General features: G+C 64.0%; 12 protein-coding genes. 9 read left to right on the forward strand and 3 right to left on the reverse strand.

Annotated features, from left to right (window positions below; all coding sequences use genetic code 11):
* Positions 1 to 105 precede the first annotated feature (105 nt).
* Genes ACK4FJ_RS15120 through ACK4FJ_RS15130 form a run of 3 tightly spaced genes read left to right on the forward strand, consistent with a single transcriptional unit; the run spans position 106 to position 3,537 of the window.
* Positions 106 to 576, forward strand: coding sequence for a (2Fe-2S)-binding protein (locus ACK4FJ_RS15120; RefSeq protein WP_409767543.1), 471 nt, complete (start codon positions 106 to 108; stop codon positions 574 to 576).
* Positions 573 to 2,600, forward strand: a complete 2,028-nt coding sequence (locus ACK4FJ_RS15125) for a molybdopterin cofactor-binding domain-containing protein (RefSeq protein WP_409767544.1) — start codon at positions 573 to 575, stop codon at positions 2,598 to 2,600. The genes ACK4FJ_RS15120 and ACK4FJ_RS15125 overlap by 4 nt, the downstream gene beginning before the upstream one ends.
* Before the next feature lie 4 nt (positions 2,601 to 2,604).
* Positions 2,605 to 3,537, forward strand: a complete 933-nt coding sequence (locus ACK4FJ_RS15130; protein ID WP_409767545.1) for a helix-turn-helix transcriptional regulator — start codon at positions 2,605 to 2,607, stop codon at positions 3,535 to 3,537.
* A gap of 4 nt (positions 3,538 to 3,541) precedes the next feature.
* Here ACK4FJ_RS15130 and ACK4FJ_RS15135 read toward each other — a convergent pair whose 3' ends face one another.
* Positions 3,542 to 4,072 carry a GNAT family N-acetyltransferase gene (locus tag ACK4FJ_RS15135; RefSeq protein ID WP_409767546.1) on the reverse strand — a complete coding sequence of 177 codons (531 nt, stop codon included), beginning with the start codon at positions 4,070 to 4,072 and terminating at the stop codon, positions 3,542 to 3,544.
* Between the two features lie 320 nt (positions 4,073 to 4,392).
* Between ACK4FJ_RS15135 and dnaE the strand changes: the two genes are divergently transcribed.
* Genes dnaE through ACK4FJ_RS15150 form a run of 3 tightly spaced genes read left to right on the forward strand, consistent with a single transcriptional unit; the run spans position 4,393 to position 11,807 of the window.
* Entirely contained in the window at positions 4,393 to 7,863 is a 3,471-nt protein-coding gene (gene dnaE, locus ACK4FJ_RS15140; protein ID WP_409767547.1) for a DNA polymerase III subunit alpha, read from the forward strand.
* A 9-nt stretch (positions 7,864 to 7,872) separates the two neighbouring features.
* On the forward strand, positions 7,873 to 10,503 hold the full coding sequence (gene pepN, locus ACK4FJ_RS15145; RefSeq protein WP_409767548.1) for an aminopeptidase N: 2,631 nt from the start codon (positions 7,873 to 7,875) through the stop codon (positions 10,501 to 10,503).
* 53 nt (positions 10,504 to 10,556) lie between these two features.
* Positions 10,557 to 11,807, forward strand: coding sequence for an MFS transporter (locus tag ACK4FJ_RS15150; RefSeq protein ID WP_409767549.1), 1,251 nt, complete (start codon positions 10,557 to 10,559; stop codon positions 11,805 to 11,807).
* Here ACK4FJ_RS15150 and ACK4FJ_RS15155 read toward each other — a convergent pair.
* Entirely contained in the window at positions 11,804 to 13,126 is a 1,323-nt protein-coding gene (locus ACK4FJ_RS15155; RefSeq protein ID WP_409767550.1) for a pentapeptide repeat-containing protein, read from the reverse strand. The genes ACK4FJ_RS15150 and ACK4FJ_RS15155 overlap by 4 nt on opposite strands.
* Before the next feature lie 64 nt (positions 13,127 to 13,190).
* Positions 13,191 to 14,504, reverse strand: a complete 1,314-nt coding sequence (locus ACK4FJ_RS15160) for a pentapeptide repeat-containing protein (protein ID WP_409767551.1) — start codon at positions 14,502 to 14,504, stop codon at positions 13,191 to 13,193.
* 288 nt (positions 14,505 to 14,792) lie between these two features.
* Here ACK4FJ_RS15160 and rpsB point away from each other — a divergent pair, with 288 nt between their 5' ends.
* The 3 genes from rpsB (at position 14,793) to pyrH (ending at position 17,541) form a co-directional block, all read left to right on the forward strand.
* Positions 14,793 to 15,581, forward strand: a complete 789-nt coding sequence (gene rpsB / locus ACK4FJ_RS15165; protein ID WP_409767552.1) for a 30S ribosomal protein S2 — start codon at positions 14,793 to 14,795, stop codon at positions 15,579 to 15,581.
* A gap of 111 nt (positions 15,582 to 15,692) precedes the next feature.
* The gene (tsf, locus tag ACK4FJ_RS15170; RefSeq protein ID WP_409767553.1) at positions 15,693 to 16,616 is read left to right on the forward strand and encodes a translation elongation factor Ts; all 924 of its coding nucleotides are present in this window, start codon (positions 15,693 to 15,695) and stop codon (positions 16,614 to 16,616) included.
* Positions 16,617 to 16,830: 214 nt separating this feature from the next.
* A complete protein-coding gene (gene pyrH, locus ACK4FJ_RS15175; RefSeq protein WP_409767578.1) occupies positions 16,831 to 17,541 on the forward strand; it encodes a UMP kinase in 711 nt (236 codons plus the stop codon).
* The last annotated feature ends 84 nt before the right edge of the window (positions 17,542 to 17,625 follow it).

Raw genomic sequence — 17,625 nt, forward strand, 5'->3', positions numbered from 1 at the left:
TCTGTCGCCGGGCCATACTACGGGCCCGGCCGAAGCATGGCGCGATCGTTCAATACGGCCTGCTCCTTTGCCCGCAGGATGCGGCATCCAGAACCGGAGGATGCCATGCAATTGTCGGTCAATGGTCGCACTGTCGTTATCCCGGATGCCCGGGCAGGCGATCCCCTGCTTTGGGTTCTGCGCGAGCACCTGGGGCTGGTCGGCACAAAATTCGGCTGCGGTCAGGGCCTTTGCGGAGCCTGTACGATCCATGTCGGGGGCACGGCGGTGCGCAGCTGCCAGATCGCTGCGGCCGATGCGGCAGGGCAGGCGATTGTCACCATCGAGGGGCTGGCCGGGGACGATGGCGTACTGCATCCGGTGCAGCAGGCCTGGATCGAGGAAAGCGTGCCGCAATGCGGCTATTGCCAGGCCGGGCAGATCATGTCGGCCGCCGCGCTGCTGCAGGCCACACCACGTCCGGACGATGCCGCCATCGATGCTGCGATGGCGGGCAATCTGTGCCGCTGCGGTACTTATGCCCGTATCCGCAAGGCGATCCTGCGCGCCGGCGTGAGGATGGAGCAGAAGCCATGACAGATCTGTCGCGCCGGCTGCTTCTCGAACATGCGGCCCGCTTTGCGGCGGGCGTCACGGTCTTTGCGGCGACCCCGGCCTGTGCCTTCAATCCGCTGCCGGCCATGCCAACCCGCAGCATGCCGGAAGCTGAGGCGCGCGTCGCCTGGCTGCGGCTGCTGCCCGATGGCCGCGTACGGCTTTTGCTGCCACGCCAGGAAATGGGGCAGGGTGTCAGCATCGCTCTGCGCCAGATCGTGGCCGAGGAGCTGGACTGGGATATTGAGCGCGTCGAGGTCTTGCTGCCCGATACGGCTTCCATCGCGCCGGTCAAATCCACGGTGGGCAGCGACAGTCTGAAGGATTTCGCCGAACCGGTGGCGCGTGCCGCCGCCCTGCTGCGCGAGTATCTGCTTGGCGGAGAAGGCAGTACCGAAATCATTGACCGGGGGCAGCCGGTGACCCTGCGCAGTTTCCGCCCTGATGGCCCGCGCCGCCACGTTGGCTCTGGCCTACCGACCGAGCAGATCGAGAGCATCGTCACCGGCGCTCCGCTTTATGCTGGCGATATCCGCCTCCCCGATATGCTGTTCGGCATGGTCTTGCCAACCGGGGCGACCATCTCGGCACCGGGCGATGATGTGCGAGTGGTAACGCTCAGTGACGGACGCGGCGGCCTTTTGTCGGCACATCCGGCCGCGCTGCATGCAGCCGCAGCGCGGGTCGAACGGGATCAGACGCCGCGCCCGATGCCGGCGGTGGATATCGACACCATCCAGCAACGCGGCGATCTCGAACATAGCCTGCGGGGCGATGCGGTGGAGGCCGGTGCGCCCTGGATTCTGGACCGGCGTTACGACATTCCCGCCGCTGCCCACGCCACCATTGAACCGCGCAGTGCGGTGGCGCAATGGTATGGCCGGGAGGCCGCCGTGCGGCTGGAAGTCTGGACCGGCACGCAGGACACGTTCTTCGTGCGGGAGACCCTGGCGCGGCATTTTGGTTTATCGACGGAAAAAGTACTGGTGCATGGCTGCCGCATCGGCGGCGGTTTCGGTGCTCGCACCATCGTGAGACAGGAACTGGAGGCCGCCCTGCTGGCGGAGGCGGCCGGTCAGCCGGTGAAGGTGCAATGGAGCCGCGCTGCGGAATTCATCGATGGTTTCCATCGTCCGCCATCCTCGCACCGCATCCGTGCCCTGCTGGGGGCCGACGGAAAGATTGCGGATTGGTGGCATGGCTTTTGTTCCGGCCATGTCATCTTCACGTCTGCAGCCATGCCGCGCTGGATGCAGGTGGTAACCAGCCTGGTGAAGGATCCGGGTGTAGCGCGTGGCGCAGTACCGCCCTATGTCGCGGCTCGCATGCGGGTGGAGTTTTCCGATATCCGCCTGCCGGTCGATACCGGCCCGTGGCGTGGCCTGGGGGCTGGGCCGAATGGTTTTGCCATTGAATCTGCCATGGACGAACTGGCCGCCCTGGCCGGGCAGGACCCGCTGCAATTCAGACTGGGCAATCTCGATCCGCAACATGTGCGACTGAAAGCTTGCCTGGAGCGGGTTGCCGATCTGGCCGGCTGGGCAACTGGGCCGTATTCAGGCGGAGGCTTCGGGCGGGGCCTTGCCTGCGGCATCTACAAGGAAAGCAGTTACGCTGCCGTGGTGGCGGACGTGAATGTCGACAGTGATGGTGCCGTGCGGGTGGCGCGGCTGTATTGCGCGCAGGATAGCGGGCTGGTGGTGAACCCGGATCAGGCACGGGCCCAGATTGAGGGCAATCTGGTCTGGGGGATCGGTATGGTCCTGAACGAAAGACTGCCGATTGAGGATGGCCGGGTCGCTGCCTATAGTTTTGCCGATTACGCCATTCCGACCATGGATGCCATGCCACCCATCGACATCGTCCTGATCGAACCAGCAGGAGCACCGCCCAGCGGGGCCGGAGAAACCGCGATGGTGGCGGTGGCGGCAGTGGCGAATGCCATCGCGGCAGCAACCGGCCGGCGTGTGGCGACGCTGCCCTATATTCCACAATCGCCGGTCTGACATCGTGAGCGATTATGCCAGCGCGGCCTTTGTCGGCCTGATCCTGCGCCAGATGGCGGTGGCAGGCATTCCGGTGCCGCAGGAACTGTCGCCAGGGCCACCGCCGGGCGGACCACCTGTGGCATCTCTCGACCTGAAACGGCAGTTACTGGCCCATGCCTGCACTGTGGCGGGGCCGGGTTTTGTGCTGCAGGTCGGGCAGGGTATTCACGCCGTACCCAGCGATCCGACGCTGGATGCCCTGCGCCGGGCGGTCGATGCCGCCGACCTGCTCGACCGCTGGCGCCGGTTGGAGAAATACCATCATTCCCACCATCGTGTTCGTGTGCTGCGGGCTGGCGAGCGGGAGATACGACTCAGTCACGTATCGCTGCGCACGACACCTCCGGGAGCGCTGGAGAATCTGGCGGTGCTGGGATTGCTGGCGGCTTTGCTTCAGGCCATCGGTTGCAGCGGCCTGGATATCGATCTCGGTCATGCCTCGGATTGTGTTCCTGCGATGCGCGACGGCCGTGTCGTGCTTGCGCAGGGGATTGACGCGCTGCCTACGGCCGACTGGTGCATAAGCTGGCGCGATCTGTGTCGGGAAGATCGTATTCAGCCGCCACAGGTGCAGCCCAGTCTTTTGGATCGGCTCTATGCCCTGTTCGACGACGACCCCATGCGTCCTTGGCCGATCGCGCAGGCTGCTGCGGCCCTGGCGATGTCTTCACGGCAGTTGCAGCGGCAATTGCGAGTTGCCGGGGCGTCCTACTCCGGCATCCTGCGCGATGCGCGTGTCCGCCGGTCGGCCCGGATGATGCTGGAAACGCCAGCAAGCCTCGCCGAGATCGGCTATGCCGCCGGCTTTGCCGACCAGGCGCATTTCACGCGCGAATTCCGTCGCATTCTCGGGGCCAGTCCGGCGGAATGGCGTCGCCTCGTGACCGGCGCCTGATCCTTCAGCGCCGCCGCGCCAGCCAGTCCTCGCGGCTTTGGCCCCACAATTCGGTATCGATGTTGATCGGGGCGGGCAGGCGGTCCCGACGCAGCCAGCGTGACCCGAGGCGTTGGGCCACCTTCTGCGAATTCACGTTTTCCGGCACGATGCAATGGATCACATCGGTCCAGCCCAGATGCTCGAAAGCCCAGTCGATGGCTGCTGTGGCACCCTCGGTGGCATAGCCTTTGCCCCAGGCCTCGCGCACCAAGGACCAGCCCACTTCAGGACCCGGCCAGCCTTCCGGACGCCAGGGGCCCAGCCGGCCGATCCAGCGGCCAGAGGCCTTTTCGATCACCGAGAACATCGCAAAGCCGTCGATCTGCCAGGCTCCGGCCATGATGCAGAGGCTGCGCCAGGCTATTGGGCGCTCCTGCACCCCGCCCAGATGGCGCTGGCTCTCCGGATCGGCCATGAAGGCGGCCCAGGCGTCGAGGTCGGCGGCCAGCGGCGGGCGAAGGATCAGGCGTTCGGTTTCGAGCGTAATGGTCATGGGCGAGGCTTATGCCATCCTGTGTGGCTGGGGGAAACCGTAACCGCACCCTTACGGATGTTGAATACTGTTCTCCGACATGCGGCGTGGAATACCATATCTGGCTGATCAATCCCTGGTGATTTCCGGTTCGTTCGCCTAGCGCTGGGATTCGTCCGCAAGCGTTCTCCCGGCCGTCGACGGAAACCCGCACTTATCCACAAGATATTGGGAATCCACGCGAATCCGTAACACTCCTGATGGGATTCGGATTCCTTGCGTTCTGGTTTCCGTCGCCTAGGTCGCGTATCGTATTTCGCGAACGGGAATCGAAAATCGCCATGAGCTTCGCTGATTTTGTCCATCTGCGCGTCCATACCGCCTATTCGCTGACCGAGGGGGCGATCCGGCTGCCCAAACTGGCCGAACTGTGCGTGAAGCTGCGCATGCCCGCCGTGGCGATCACCGACACCAACAACCTGTTCGGCGCCCTGGAGGGTTCGAAGGAGCTGGCCGGCAAGGGTATCCAGCCGATCATCGGCTGCCAGCTCAGCCTGACCCGGGCCGACCAGGCCCAGGCGGGTTTCGGCAAGTCGCTGAAGAAACCAGATCCCGACCGCATCGTGCTGCTGGCCCAGAATGCCGCCGGCTATGCCAACCTGATGCAGCTCTCTACCAAGGCCTATCTGGAACCGCCGCCGGGCGAGGCGGCGCAGGTGGGCTGGGCCGATCTGGAAAAATGCAGCGAAGGGCTGATCTGTCTGAGCGGCGGCCCCAGTGGCCCCATCGCGCGGCTGCTGGCGGAAGGCCAGACCGATGCCGCACGGCAGCAGCTAGCGGCGCTCAAACGCATCTTTCCCGGCCGGCTCTATGTCGAATTGCAGCGCCATGGCTGGGCCATCGAAGCAAAGACCGAGCCGGGCCTGCTGGATCTGGCCTATGCGCTGGATCTGCCGCTGGTCGCCACCAACGACTGCTATTTCCCTGACGAGAGCATGTATGAGGCGCATGACGCGCTGCTCTGCATCGCCGAGGGCACCTATGTGGGCGAACAGAACCGCCGCCGCGTGACACCCGATCATCGTTTCAAGTCGGCCGAGGAAATGCGCGTGCTGTTCGCCGACCTGCCCGAGGCGGTCGACAACACGCTGGTGATCGCCAGGCGCTGCGCCATCAAGGCCGAGGAACGCAAACCGATCCTGCCGAACTTCGGAGACGGCAAGGGAGAGTCCGAGGCCGACACGCTGCGGCGCATGGCGCGGGAAGGGCTGGAACTGCGGCTGCAGCAGATCGGCGTCAGCGGCGAGGCAGCCAAGCCCTATTACGACCGTCTCGACTTCGAATGCGAGACGATCATCAACATGAAATTCCCCGGCTACTTCCTGATCGTGGCCGACTTCATCCAGTGGGCCAAGCGCAACAACGTTGCCGTCGGCCCGGGCCGTGGCTCGGGTGCCGGTTCGGTGGTGGCCTGGGCGCTGACCATCACCGACCTCGATCCGCTGCGCTTCGGCCTGCTGTTTGAACGCTTCCTCAATCCCGAACGCGTGTCGATGCCCGACTTCGATATCGATTTCTGCCAAGAACGGCGGGAAAAGGTGATCGAATACGTGCAGCAGAAATACGGCGCCGCGAACGTGGCCCAGATCATCACCTTCGGCAAGCTGCAGGCCAGGGCTGCCTTGCGCGACGTGGGCCGCGTGCTACAGCTGCCGCTTGGCCAGGTGGACCGCATCTGCAAACTGGTGCCCAACAACCCGGCCAATCCGGTGACGCTGGCCCAGGCGATCAAGGAAGAGGTGCGCCTGCGCGAGGAGCGCGACCGCGACGAAGCCGTGGCGCGCATGATGGACGTGGCGCTGAAGCTCGAAGGCCTCTACCGCAACGCCTCCACCCACGCCGCCGGCGTGGTGATCGGCGACCGCCCGCTGGTGGAACTCGTGCCACTTTATCGCGATCCCCATGCCAGCATGCCGGCGACGCAGTTCTCGATGAAATATGCCGAGGCTGCCGGCCTGGTGAAATTCGACTTCCTGGGCCTGAAGACGCTGGATGTGCTTGAGAAGGCCGTCGAGCTGATCCGAAAGAAGGGCGTGCAGATCGACCTTGCCGCCATCCCGCTGGCCGATCAGCCGACGTTTGAACTGCTGGGCCGGGGCGATACGGTGGGCGTGTTCCAGCTCGAAAGTTCGGGCATGCGCGACATGCTGCGCAACATGAAGCCCGATGCCTTCGAGGACATCATCGCCCTGGTGGCGCTCTATCGCCCGGGTCCGATGGAAAACATCCCGAGCTACATCGCGCGTAAGCACGGCAAGGAAAAACCCGACTACCTGCATGACTGGCTCAAGCCCGTGCTCGAGGAGACCTACGGCGTCATCATCTACCAGGAACAGGTGATGGAAATCGCCAAGGTGCTGGCCGGCTATTCGCTGGGCGAAGCCGACCTGCTGCGCCGCGCCATGGGCAAGAAGATCAAGGCCGAGATGGATGCGCAGAAGGAGCGCTTCGTCACCGGCGCCAAGGAGAAGGGCGTCGATCCCGACCGCGCCGCCTTCATCTTCGAACTGGTGGAAAAGTTCGCGGGCTACGGCTTCAACAAGAGCCACGCGGCCGCCTATGCGCTGGTGGCATGGCAGACGGCCTATCTGAAGGCCAATTTCCCGGTCGAGTTCATCGCCGCCTCGATGACCCTCGATCTGTCCAATACCGACAAGCTGAACGTCTTCCGCCAGGAATGTGCGCGTCAGGGCATAGGTCTGTTGCCGCCAGACGTGAACCGCTCCGAGGTCGAGTTCTCGGTGGAGTATGAGAAGGCCGAGAAGGGCGCGATCCGCTATGCGTTGGCGGCCGTGCGCAATGTCGGCATCGCGCCGATGGGCCAGATCGTGGAGGAGCGCAAGGCCGGCGGCCCGTTCAAGTCGCTGTTCGACTTTGCCGGCCGGGTCGATCCCTCCGCGCTGAACAAGCGCATGCTGGAAAACATCGCCAAAGCCGGCGCGTTCGATGGGCTGGAGAAAAACCGCTCCAAGATGTTGGCTGGGCTGGAGACGCTGATCCGCTACGCCCAGAGCAAGGCGGAGGAGCGCGCCTCCAACCAGGTGTCTCTGTTCGGTGGCGGCAAGACGGAAGAGCGTTTGCCCAAGCTGCCCGAAGGCGAGGCATGGACGCCGATGGAGCAGCTTGCCAAGGAATTCGAGGCGATCGGCTTCTATCTCTCGGCCCATCCGCTGGATGCGTACCAGGCCACGCTCAACCGCGTGGGCGTGAAACGATATGCCGACATGCTCAAGCTGCTACATTCCGGCGACCAGGTGTTCAAGGTGGCTGGCACGGTGATCTCCAAACAGGAACGCACCTCGCAGAAGACCGGCAACCGTTTCGCCTTCGTGCAATGCTCCGATGCCTCTGGCATGTTCGAGGTAATGCTGTTCTCGGAAGTGCTGGCGCAATACCGCGATCTGCTGGAGGCGGGTGCGAATATCGTCTGGACATTGACCGCGCGGGCCGATGGCGAGCAGCCGCGCCTGAGCGCGCAGAAGGCCGAGAAGCTGGACGACGTGGCCGCCCGCGCCGCCGCCGGCATCCGCATCATGGTGGAAAACGACAAGCCCTTCGCCCAGATCAAGGGGCTGCTCGACAAGGCCGGGCGCGGCAAGGGGCAGGTGCTGCTGGGCCTGAAGCTGGATGGAGCGGACCTGCCGGGTGGCGTGGAAGCCGATATCAAGCTGCCGAGCGGTTATGCCATCAATCCGACCATCCGCCACCAGATCCGCGTGCTGCCGGGTGTGGTGGAGGTTTACGACATATAAGAGCCCTGCATGAACCAGGTTCAACCACAGGCCATTCATCGCAAGGATTACCGCGCACCGGATTATCGCATCGAGAGCGTCGCCCTCGAATTCGATCTGGTGTCAGACGCTACGCTGGTGAAATCCCGTTTGAGCATGGTGACCGTCAATCCGAGCTCGCCTCTGGTGCTGGATGGCGAAGACCTGAAGCTGATTTCGCTGAAGCTTGACGGCCGTGCGCTGGCGCCCGGTGAATACGCACTGGAAGAGCGCTCGCTCACCATCGGCAGTCCGCCGGCCAGCTTTACGCTGGAAATCGAGACGCAGGTTGATCCCCGGGGCAACACACAACTTTCGGGGCTGTACCAGTCCAGTGGCAATTACTGCACGCAATGCGAGGCGGAAGGTTTCCGCCGCATCACCTATTTCCTCGACCGGCCGGATGTGATGACGACCTATCGCGTCACCATCCGCGCCGACCGCAAGGCCTGCCCGGTGCTGCTGTCGAACGGCAACCTGGTGGAGGAGGGCGCGCTGCCCGATGGCCGCCATTTCGCCGTCTGGCATGACCCGTTCCCCAAACCCTGCTACCTGTTCGCGTTGGTGGCTGGCGACCTGGCCTGCAACGAAGACAGCTTCACCACGCAGAGCGGCCGGCCGGTGAAACTGCGCATCTTCACTGAGCATGGCAAGGAAGCGCGCAGCGCCTATGCCATGGATGCGCTGAAACGCTCCATGCGCTGGGACGAAACCCGCTTTGGCCTGGAATACGACCTCGACCTGTTCAACATCGTTGCCGTCAGCGACTTCAACATGGGCGCGATGGAGAACAAGAGCCTGAACGTCTTCAACGATCGCTACATCCTGGCCGATCCGGAAACCGCGACCGACGGCGATTTCGCCGCCATCGAAGCCGTGGTGGCGCATGAGTATTTTCACAACTGGACCGGCAACCGCATCACCTGCCGCGACTGGTTCCAGCTCAGCCTGAAGGAAGGCCTGACGGTGTTCCGCGACCAGGAATTCTCGTCCGACATGCGCTCGCGCCCGGTCAAGCGCATTCAGGATGTGCGCAACCTGCGGGCCCGCCAGTTCCCCGAGGATGCCGGACCGCTGGCACATCCGATCCGGCCCGACAGCTATATCGCCATCGACAATTTCTACACTGCCACGGTCTACGAGAAGGGCTCGGAAGTCATCCGCATGATGCACACCCTGCTGGGCGAGGATGGTTTCCAGAAGGGCATGAAACTCTATGTCGAACGGCATGACGGCGAGGCGGCCACCTGCGACCAGTTCGTGGCCGCGATGGCCGATGCCAGTGGCGTCGACCTGGAGCAGTTCCGTCTGTGGTATTCCCAGGCCGGAACGCCGGAACTGCGGATCGATGGGCGGTATGACGCGCAGAGCGGAGATTATGTGCTGAAGATTGCCCAGCATTGCCCGCCCACGCCGGGCCAGCCGGACAAGCAGCCGATGCATATCCCGCTGCATGTGGGTTTGCTGGATGCGCAGGGACAGGATATTCCCCTGCGCCTGGAAAATGAGACCGCAGCGCCGCAGCGCAATGGCCGGGTGCTTTCGGTGACCGCGCCGAGGCAGACTTTCCGTTTCCGGGGTGTGCCGGAGCCGCGCGCGCTGTCGCTCAATCGCGGTTTCTCGGCTCCAGTGAATATCAGGGCGAGTCAAAGCGGCGCGGAACGCGCCTTCCTGATGGCGCATGACTCCGATGCCTTCGCGCGCTGGGAGGCCGGCCAGCAATATGCCACCGACCTGCTTTTGCAGCGTGTGGCTCAGCCATCGAAGGTCTTCGATCCGGATTTCGTCGCGGCGGTGGGGCAGGTCTTGCGCGATGGCAGCCTGGAACCGGCTTTTGCGGCCGAGGCGATCACGCTGCCCAGCGAGGATTACATCGCCGACCACATGGCGGTGATCGATGTGGAGGCCGTTCATACGGCGCGCCGCGCCCTGCGCCGGCAGGTTGCCGACACTCATCGCGACCTGCTGCTGGCGACATATGACGCCAACCGCGTGCCAGGGCCTTATAGTCCCGATGCCGGACCCGCCGGCAAACGCGCGCTGAAGAACGCCGCACTGGCATATCTTGCCGAACTGGTGCCGGATGATCGCGGCATCCTCGACCGCATCGCCGGCCAGTATCGCGATGCCGACAACATGACCGACCGCATGGCCGCCCTGCGCCTGCTGGTCGATCTGGACGTGCCCGAGCGTCAGGCTGCGCTGGACGATTTCCATAACCGGTTCCGCGACGACGCCCTGGTGCTCGACAAATGGCTGGCACTGCAGGCGATCTCGGCCCTGCCGGATACGCTGGAGCGGGTGAGGGCGTTGCTGAAGCATCCCGCCTTCTCGATGCAGAAACCCAACAAAGTGCGGGCGCTGATCGGCAGCTTCACGGCGAACGCCCTGCGCTATCATGCCGCCGATGGCACTGGGTATGCCTTCCACGCCGACCGGATCGTCGAACTCGATCCGATCAATCCGCAGGTTGCAGCCCGTCTTCTGGCGCCGCTGGGGCGTTGGCGCCGTGTCGATGCCGGCCGCCAGGCAAAGATGAAGGCCGAGCTGGAGCGGATCCTGGCCGTGCCGAAGCTGTCGCGCGAGACCTACGAGATCGCCTCGAAATCGCTGGCCGGATGAGGCCGCAAAAGCCGGATAGCGGCGGCCCGCTCTGAGGGGCTATTCCGGCGGGCATGATGATCATGCCCGCCGATCCCGCCTTCCGCCGCCTGTGGTTTGCCAATCTTGCCGCCAATGGTGCCGAGCAGCTTGCGCTCGCCGCCATCCCCCTGATGGCCGCGCTGGCGCTGGGGGCCACGCCTGAACAGATGGGCGGGCTCACCGCTTTCCAGACCCTGCCATATCTGCTCCTCTCGCTGGTGGCAGGGATATGGGCGGACCGGTTCCCCCGGCATTGGCTGATGGCCGGTTCGGAAGCGGTGCGCGCCATCCTGCTGCTCTGGCTGCCGCTACTGGCCCTTTCTGGCTGGCTGGGTCTCGCGGGGCTGGCGGTTGTGGGCTTCGCGCTCTCGGCGGCCACCGTGCTGTTCAATGTCGCCGCCCAGGCCTACCTGCCGGCGCTGGTCGGCCGCGAAGGGCTGGCGCATGCCAATGCGCGGCTGGAATTCGCCCGGGCTGCCGCCGTGTTTCTTGGCCCGGGCCTGGCCGGTATCGTGGCGGGCTGGACCTCGCCGATGGCGGCGCTGGCGATTTCGGGCGTCACCTCCGCACTGGCAGCCTGGCTGCTGTCCGCGCCGATGATGCGACGCGACATACCACAGGCGCAGTCCCGTCTGCCGCTGCGGCAGGTACTGGCCGAAGGTTTCGCGCTGGTCTGGCGGCATGCCCTGCTACGGGCGATCGCCGGCTGCGCCATGGCGTGGAATTTCAGCTGGTTCGTGCTGATGGCCGTGCTGGTTCTGTTTGCCGCCAACGATCTGGGACTGAGCCCGGCGCAGATCGGCTTTGCCCTGGGCGCACAGGGCCTGGGCATGCTGCTGGCCGCGCTCTGTGTTCCATTCATCCATGCCCGGCTGCGGCTCGGCACGATGATCCTGCTCGGGCCGGCGATGTCGGTGGTCGCCGCATTGTGCGTCGGCAGCACGACGGCCCTGCAGGACATGCCGGCCTTCGCCATGCTCTGCGCGGGCTTCTTCCTGTTCGGATTCGGGCCGATGCTGTGGACCATCGGCCAGACCAGCCTGCGGCAGGCCATCGTTCCGGCGCGGCTGATCGGCCGGGTTAGCGCGATCCAGCAGGTGGCGACGCTTGGCATGCGGCCTGTCGGTGCACTGGTCGGTGGCTGGGTTGGCGGTCAGTACGGGCTGACAGCCGCGATCTGGCTGGCAGTGGCCGGTTACGGCGTGCAGCTGGCGATCATCCTGCTATCGCCCATGCCGCACCTGAGCGAACTGCCCGAGGCGATGGCGGAAGAAGCCGTCTAGCCCGGCAGCTTGAATCCGATGGCGCCGCGCAGGTCGGCACCTTCCAGATCGGCGCCGCGCAGGTCGGCATTGGTAAGATCGGCATCCAGGAACGAGCAGCCGCGCAGATTGGCGCTGCGCAGGTCGGCCAAGGTCAGGATCGAACGGTTGAAGATCGCGCCTTCCAGGTCGGCGCCCTGGAATTTCGTCTGCGTCAGATTGCATTCCTGCAGGCTGGCCGCCTGGCGCCGGTGCTTGGCGCCGGAAATGCTTACCGGCGACATCTTGGCACCGCGGAAGTCGGCATTGGTCATGATGGCGCGGTCGAATTTCGCGCCCTGCAGGTTGCAGGTGGCGAAATTGGCATTCAGCATCATGGCGCCGCGCAGATCCGACAGCACGAAACGTGAGCCGGAGAAATCGGTATTGCGCAGGATGGCGTAAGAGAAATCGCCGGCGGAGAAGTTGATCTGGGTGAGTTTCAGGTCGGACAGGTCGTAACGGCTGAAATCGACCCGCATACCCTGCTTGCCCAGGGTTTCGATCCAGGTCAGGTGTTCGCGCACGATGAACTGCAGCGAACGGTCGAGGCTATCGAGGCTGCGCGGCAGGATCGCCTTGGTGACATCGGCATCGCGCAGGTCGACAGGGCGGAAGTAGGCGGCCGTCAGGTCGGCGCCATCGAAATTAGTTTCATTCAGCACCGCGCCGGCCAGCACGGAGCCATGCAGCACGCAATGCGATAGGTTCGAGCCGGTGAGGTCGGCGCCTGTGAACAGGCAGCCGGCGAGGTTGGAACCCGTGAGGTCGGCGCCGTTCAGTTTGGCGTTGGAGAAATTGCAGTTGCTCAGGTCGGTATTGCGACCAACCACTTTCCCGAGTTTGGCCGATGTCAGGTTGGCGCCGGCCATCTTGGCGTTGTCGATCGACGTGGCCCGTTTAAGCACCGCGATCAGGTTGCCATCCTCGTCGGGGCGCAGCAGAACGCCGTCACGAATATCGGCATTGGTGAGATTTGCGCTTTCCAGATTGGCATTGCGCAGATTCACGCCGCGCAGGTCGGCCTTGGTGAGGTCGGCGCGGCGAAAATCGGCGCCTTGCAGGTCTGCGGCGAAAAAGGATGAGCCGACCAGAACGGCATGGCTGAAATCGGCGTAATTCATCTTACTGCCGACAAAATCAGCCGAGGTCAGTTCCTTGCCGCTGAAATCGATGCGCGAGGCATCGCGGAAATGCAGCACCATGCGTTTGCCGCCACGTACGCCGCGCACATAATTGGCATGGTTCTCGAACAATTCGTCGATTTCGTACTGTGCTATGACCTTGACGGGATTGTTCATACGGGCCGTTTCATCCAGTTTTCGGCAGCCAGCCTAGCACAGGAGGCGGTGGTCACGGCAATTCTCATGACAGATTGACGCCCGTGGCGCCGGTGAAATCGGCACCACTCACTTCGGCGTCACGCAGGTCGGCCCCGGTCAGGTCGGCGCCGCGGAAATTCGCCCCTCTCAGGTTGGCGTCGCGCAGGTCGGCATGCATCAGGATGCTGCGTATCAGATTTGCGCCTTCCAGATCGCAGGCGCTTAGATTTGCCTGGCTCAGATTGGCATTCTCCAGGTTGGCATGCCAACGTTTGCCATGCATGGACGAGATCGGCATCGGACTCAGCTTGGCGCCACGGAAATTGCTGCCGATGAGGTTGGCGCCCGAGAATTTCACGCCGCGCAGATCGGCTCCGGCGAATTGCGCATTCAGCAGCATGGCGTCGGTGAAGTCGCACATGGTGAGGCTGGCGCCGCCGAAATCGGCTTCCACCAGGGTCGACTGGATAAAAAGCGCGGCAGAGAGGTCGATCTGGGCGAGTTTGACACCCGACATGTCAATGCGGCTGAAATCGGCGCGGCGCCCCTTGGCGCCAAGGGAATCCGCCCAGGCCAGATGCTCGCGCAGGATGATCTGCAACGGCTTGTCCAGGTCGGCCACCATCTTGGGCAGCAAGGCGCCGCCCATGCGTGCATCGCGCATTTCGCTGGTGCGGAAAAACGCGCCGGCCAAATCAGCGCCGTCAAAGCGCGTGCCGTTCAGCATCGCGCCGGCCAGAACAGCGCCGGAAAGCGTGCAGCCGCTCATGTTGGTATTCGTCAGGTCGGCACCGACGAAGATCGCACCGCGCAGATCGGAATTCGACAGGTCGGCATCCACCAGCCGTGCGTTGGCCAGGTTGGCATGGGTAAGGTCGGCCTGCTGACTCATGATGCGGCCAAGTTTGGCGCCCACCAGTTTGGAATGGGTCATCTGCGCCTTCTCGGTGACCGCACCGCCGACGGCAATCGGTACGAGATTGCCATCCTCGTCGGGTTTCAGCAGGCGGCCGTCACGCAGGTCGGCGCCGGAAAGATCAGCGAATTCCAGGATGGCCCCGCGCAGGATGGCGCCCCGCAGGTCGGAGCGGGTGAGATCGGCCGAGGAAAGGTCGGCGTTCTCCATCACGGCGCCATAAAAATTGGCCCGGGTCAGCTTGGCGAACTTGAAGACGGCGGCGCGGAAGACACCTCCGACCATGTTCACCTCGCGCAAGTCACGGTTGGCGAAATTCAGGCCCGATGCATCGCGGAATTGCAGATTCAGGCGGATGCCGCCTCGCATGCCGCGGGCAAAACGCTCATGGCTGACCAGCAACGGGTCGAGGTCTTTTTGCTGGATCGCCGAGTCAGACATGGCCGGCATATCACCATGCCGCCGCGCCCGGCGCCAGTATCCTGTTGGCAGAACACTGAAAAATCATATGGTTAACGAATTCGGGGGCTGGGCGGACCTTGCGCCGACAGGCGAACCGGACATGCCGCTTGCGCCAGGGCGGCGAACCGGGTAAAAGCGCGGCGCTTAAACCCACACGCAGGCTTGCGCAGCCTTGGGGGAGACATCCCCATTGCCGCGTTCCGGTGTCCGAGCTCCGACAGGGGCAGAGACGACGTCTGCGGAGGCCCAACCGGAAAAGGACAGAGGATGACCCTGCCGACCTTTACTATGCGTCAGCTGATCGAAGCTGGCGTCCATTTCGGCCACCAGACCCATCGGTGGAATCCGAAAATGAAGTCGTATCTCTTCGGAGAGCGCAACAACATTCACATCATCGACCTGCAGCAGAGCGTTCCGCTGCTGCACCGCGCCCTGCAGGCCGTGCGCGATACTGTCGCCGGCGGCGGCCGCGTGCTGTTCGTCGGCACCAAGCGCCAGGCTTCCGAGGCGGTTGCCGAGGCTGCCAAGAAGTGCGGCCAGTATTACGTGAACCATCGCTGGCTCGGCGGCATGCTGACCAACTGGAAGACCATTTCCCAGTCGATCAAGCGCCTGAAGGAACTGGAAGAGCTGCTGTCGGGCGAGCAGAACACTGCCGGCCTGACCAAGAAGGAAGTGCTCAACCTGACCCGCGAGCGCGAGAAGCTCGACCGCGCGCTCGGCGGCATCAAGGACATGGGCGGCCTGCCGGACATCATGATCGTGATCGACACGGTGAAGGAAGACATTGCCATCGCCGAGGCCCGCACGCTGAATATCCCGGTGGTTGCCATCCTGGATTCGAATTCGGATCCGCAGGGCATCACCTATCCGGTGCCGGGTAACGACGACGCGCTGCGCGCCATCAACCTGTATTGCGACCTGTTCTCGCTGGCTGTCCTGGGCGGCATCGAAGAGCAGCTGTCGGCCAGCGGCGCCGATCTCGGCGCGGCTGAAGACATGCCGGTCGAGGCGATCCCGGAAGCGGGCGCCGGCGAAGCTGCGGCCCAGGCCTAAAGCCTGATGCGTTCGGTCGCGGCGCCTCTGTCGGACTCGACGGGGCGCCGCAACCATTTCCATGACATGGCCGTTACAACGCGGCCCAACGCTTTAACCTGAGAGGACAACATGGCTGAGATTACTGCGGCCCTGGTGAAGGATCTGCGCGAGAAGACCGGCGCGGGCATGATGGATTGCAAGAAGGCGCTGGCCGAGACGAATGGCGATCTGGACGCCGCCATCGACTGGCTGCGCAAGAAGGGCCTTTCGGCCGCGGCCAAGAAGGCCGGCCGTGTTGCCGCCGAAGGCCTCGTCGCCGTTGCCATCAAGGACAACAAGGGTGCCATCGTCGAGGTAAATGCGGAAACTGACTTCGTCGCCCGCAATCCGCAATTCCAGGCTCTGGCCAGCGGCATCGCGACCGTTGCGCTGACCGCGGGCGATGATGTCGCCACGCTGGAGGCTGCGGCCTTCCCGGGCACCGGCCGCAATGTGAAGGACGAAGTGACCCAGGCGATCGCCACCATCGGCGAGAACATGACCCTGCGTCGTGCCAAGACCCTGAGCGTCGATGGCGGCGTGGTCGTTGCCTATGTGCACAGCGCCCTGGCCGATGGTCTGGGCAAGCTGGGCGTTCTGGTCGGCCTGAAGTCGACCGGCAAGCGCGAGGTGCTGGAGCAGATCGGCAAGCAGCTGGCGATGCATATCGCAGCGGCCAATCCGCAGTCGCTGAGCACCAAGGACCTGGATCAGAGCCTGGTCGAGCGCGAGCGCACCGTGCTGACCGAGCAGGCTGCCGGTTCGGGCAAGCCGGCCGACATCATCGCCAAGATGGTCGAGGGCCGTATCCGTAAATTCTACCAGGAAGTCGTGCTGCTCGAGCAGACCTTCGTGATCGACGGCGAGACCCAGGTGGGCAAGGCCGTCGAGAAGGCTGCCAAGGATGCCGGTGCCCCGATCGAGGTGACTGGTTTCGTCCGCTTCCAGCTGGGCGAAGGTATTGAGAAAAAGACCGACGATTTCGCGGCTGAAGTCGCCAAGATGGCCGGCTGATCGCCGGACACCAGACTGGACCGGGCAGGGGGGCGAAAGCCCCCCTTTCCATGTCAGCGCCGGGGCAGGGTGGCCATTGTGGGAGCGGGTCATCCGGCCCGGTCGTCTGATATCGCCTGCCATGCTATAAGTCCGCCACAGAATCGCCGCGCTTTTCCGTCATCCCTTGGCGCCGCCGCGTCGAGGCATCCTCAGGGAACCTTCTCCCATGACCATGAAATACCGTCGTGTTTTGCTGAAATGCTCAGGCGAAGCCCTGATGGGTCCGACGCCCTATGGCATCGATTTCGAAACGGTCGACCGCATCACGGCGGAGATCAAGGCGGTGCATGAGCTGGGCGGCGAGGTCTGCCTGGTGATTGGCGGGGGCAATATCTTCCGCGGCGTGGCTGGCGCCACCCAGGGGATGCAGCGCGCCTCGGCCGACTATATGGGCATGCTGGCGACGGTGATTAACGCCCTGGCCGTGCAGCATGCGCTTGAGTCCCATGGGGTGCCGACCCGGGTCATGTCGGCCATCCGGATGGATACGGTCTGCGAACCCTATATCCGCCGGCGCGCCATTCGCCACCTGGAAAAGGGCCGGGTGGTGATCTTTGCTGCCGGTACCGGCAACCCGTTCTTCACCACCGATACGGCAGCTGCCCTGCGCGCGGCGGAAATGGGCTGCGATGCCCTGCTGAAGGGTACCCAGGTGGACGGCGTCTACAGCGACGACCCCAAGAAGAACAAGGCCGCCACCCGTTACGACACACTGACCTATATGGACGTGCTGCAGCGCGACCTGAAGGTGATGGATGCCTCTGCCGTCAGCCTGGCGCGGGAAAACCGCATCCCGATTCTGGTGTTTTCCTTGCACGAGGCAGGAGGCTTCGCCAAAGTGCTGGCCGGCACCGGACGGTGTACGGTCATCCAGGACCAGTAAGGCAGATTACCTGCACAAGCCATTGATTTAATAAGAAGAACGGGAGAAGGCTCGTGGCCGAACCGGATATCGACGATATTGAAC

The sequence above is a fragment of the Ferrovibrio sp. genome (genome assembly GCF_046297595.1).
In the GTDB taxonomy this organism is placed as follows: domain Bacteria; phylum Pseudomonadota; class Alphaproteobacteria; order Ferrovibrionales; family Ferrovibrionaceae; genus Ferrovibrio.

Coding starts and splice junctions, on each gene's coding strand:
- ACK4FJ_RS15120 (WP_409767543.1), top strand. CDS start 106: ATGCAATTGTCGGTCAATGGTCGCACTGTCGTTATCCCGGATGCCCGG.
- ACK4FJ_RS15125 (WP_409767544.1), top strand. CDS start 573: ATGACAGATCTGTCGCGCCGGCTGCTTCTCGAACATGCGGCCCGCTTT.
- ACK4FJ_RS15135 (WP_409767546.1), bottom strand. CDS start 4,072: ATGACCATTACGCTCGAAACCGAACGCCTGATCCTTCGCCCGCCGCTG.
- dnaE (WP_409767547.1), top strand. CDS start 4,393: ATGAGCTTCGCTGATTTTGTCCATCTGCGCGTCCATACCGCCTATTCG.
- pepN (WP_409767548.1), top strand. CDS start 7,873: ATGAACCAGGTTCAACCACAGGCCATTCATCGCAAGGATTACCGCGCA.
- ACK4FJ_RS15150 (WP_409767549.1), top strand. CDS start 10,557: ATGATGATCATGCCCGCCGATCCCGCCTTCCGCCGCCTGTGGTTTGCC.
- ACK4FJ_RS15155 (WP_409767550.1), bottom strand. CDS start 13,126: ATGAACAATCCCGTCAAGGTCATAGCACAGTACGAAATCGACGAATTG.
- ACK4FJ_RS15160 (WP_409767551.1), bottom strand. CDS start 14,504: ATGTCTGACTCGGCGATCCAGCAAAAAGACCTCGACCCGTTGCTGGTC.
- rpsB (WP_409767552.1), top strand. CDS start 14,793: ATGACCCTGCCGACCTTTACTATGCGTCAGCTGATCGAAGCTGGCGTC.
- tsf (WP_409767553.1), top strand. CDS start 15,693: ATGGCTGAGATTACTGCGGCCCTGGTGAAGGATCTGCGCGAGAAGACC.
- pyrH (WP_409767578.1), top strand. CDS start 16,831: ATGAAATACCGTCGTGTTTTGCTGAAATGCTCAGGCGAAGCCCTGATG.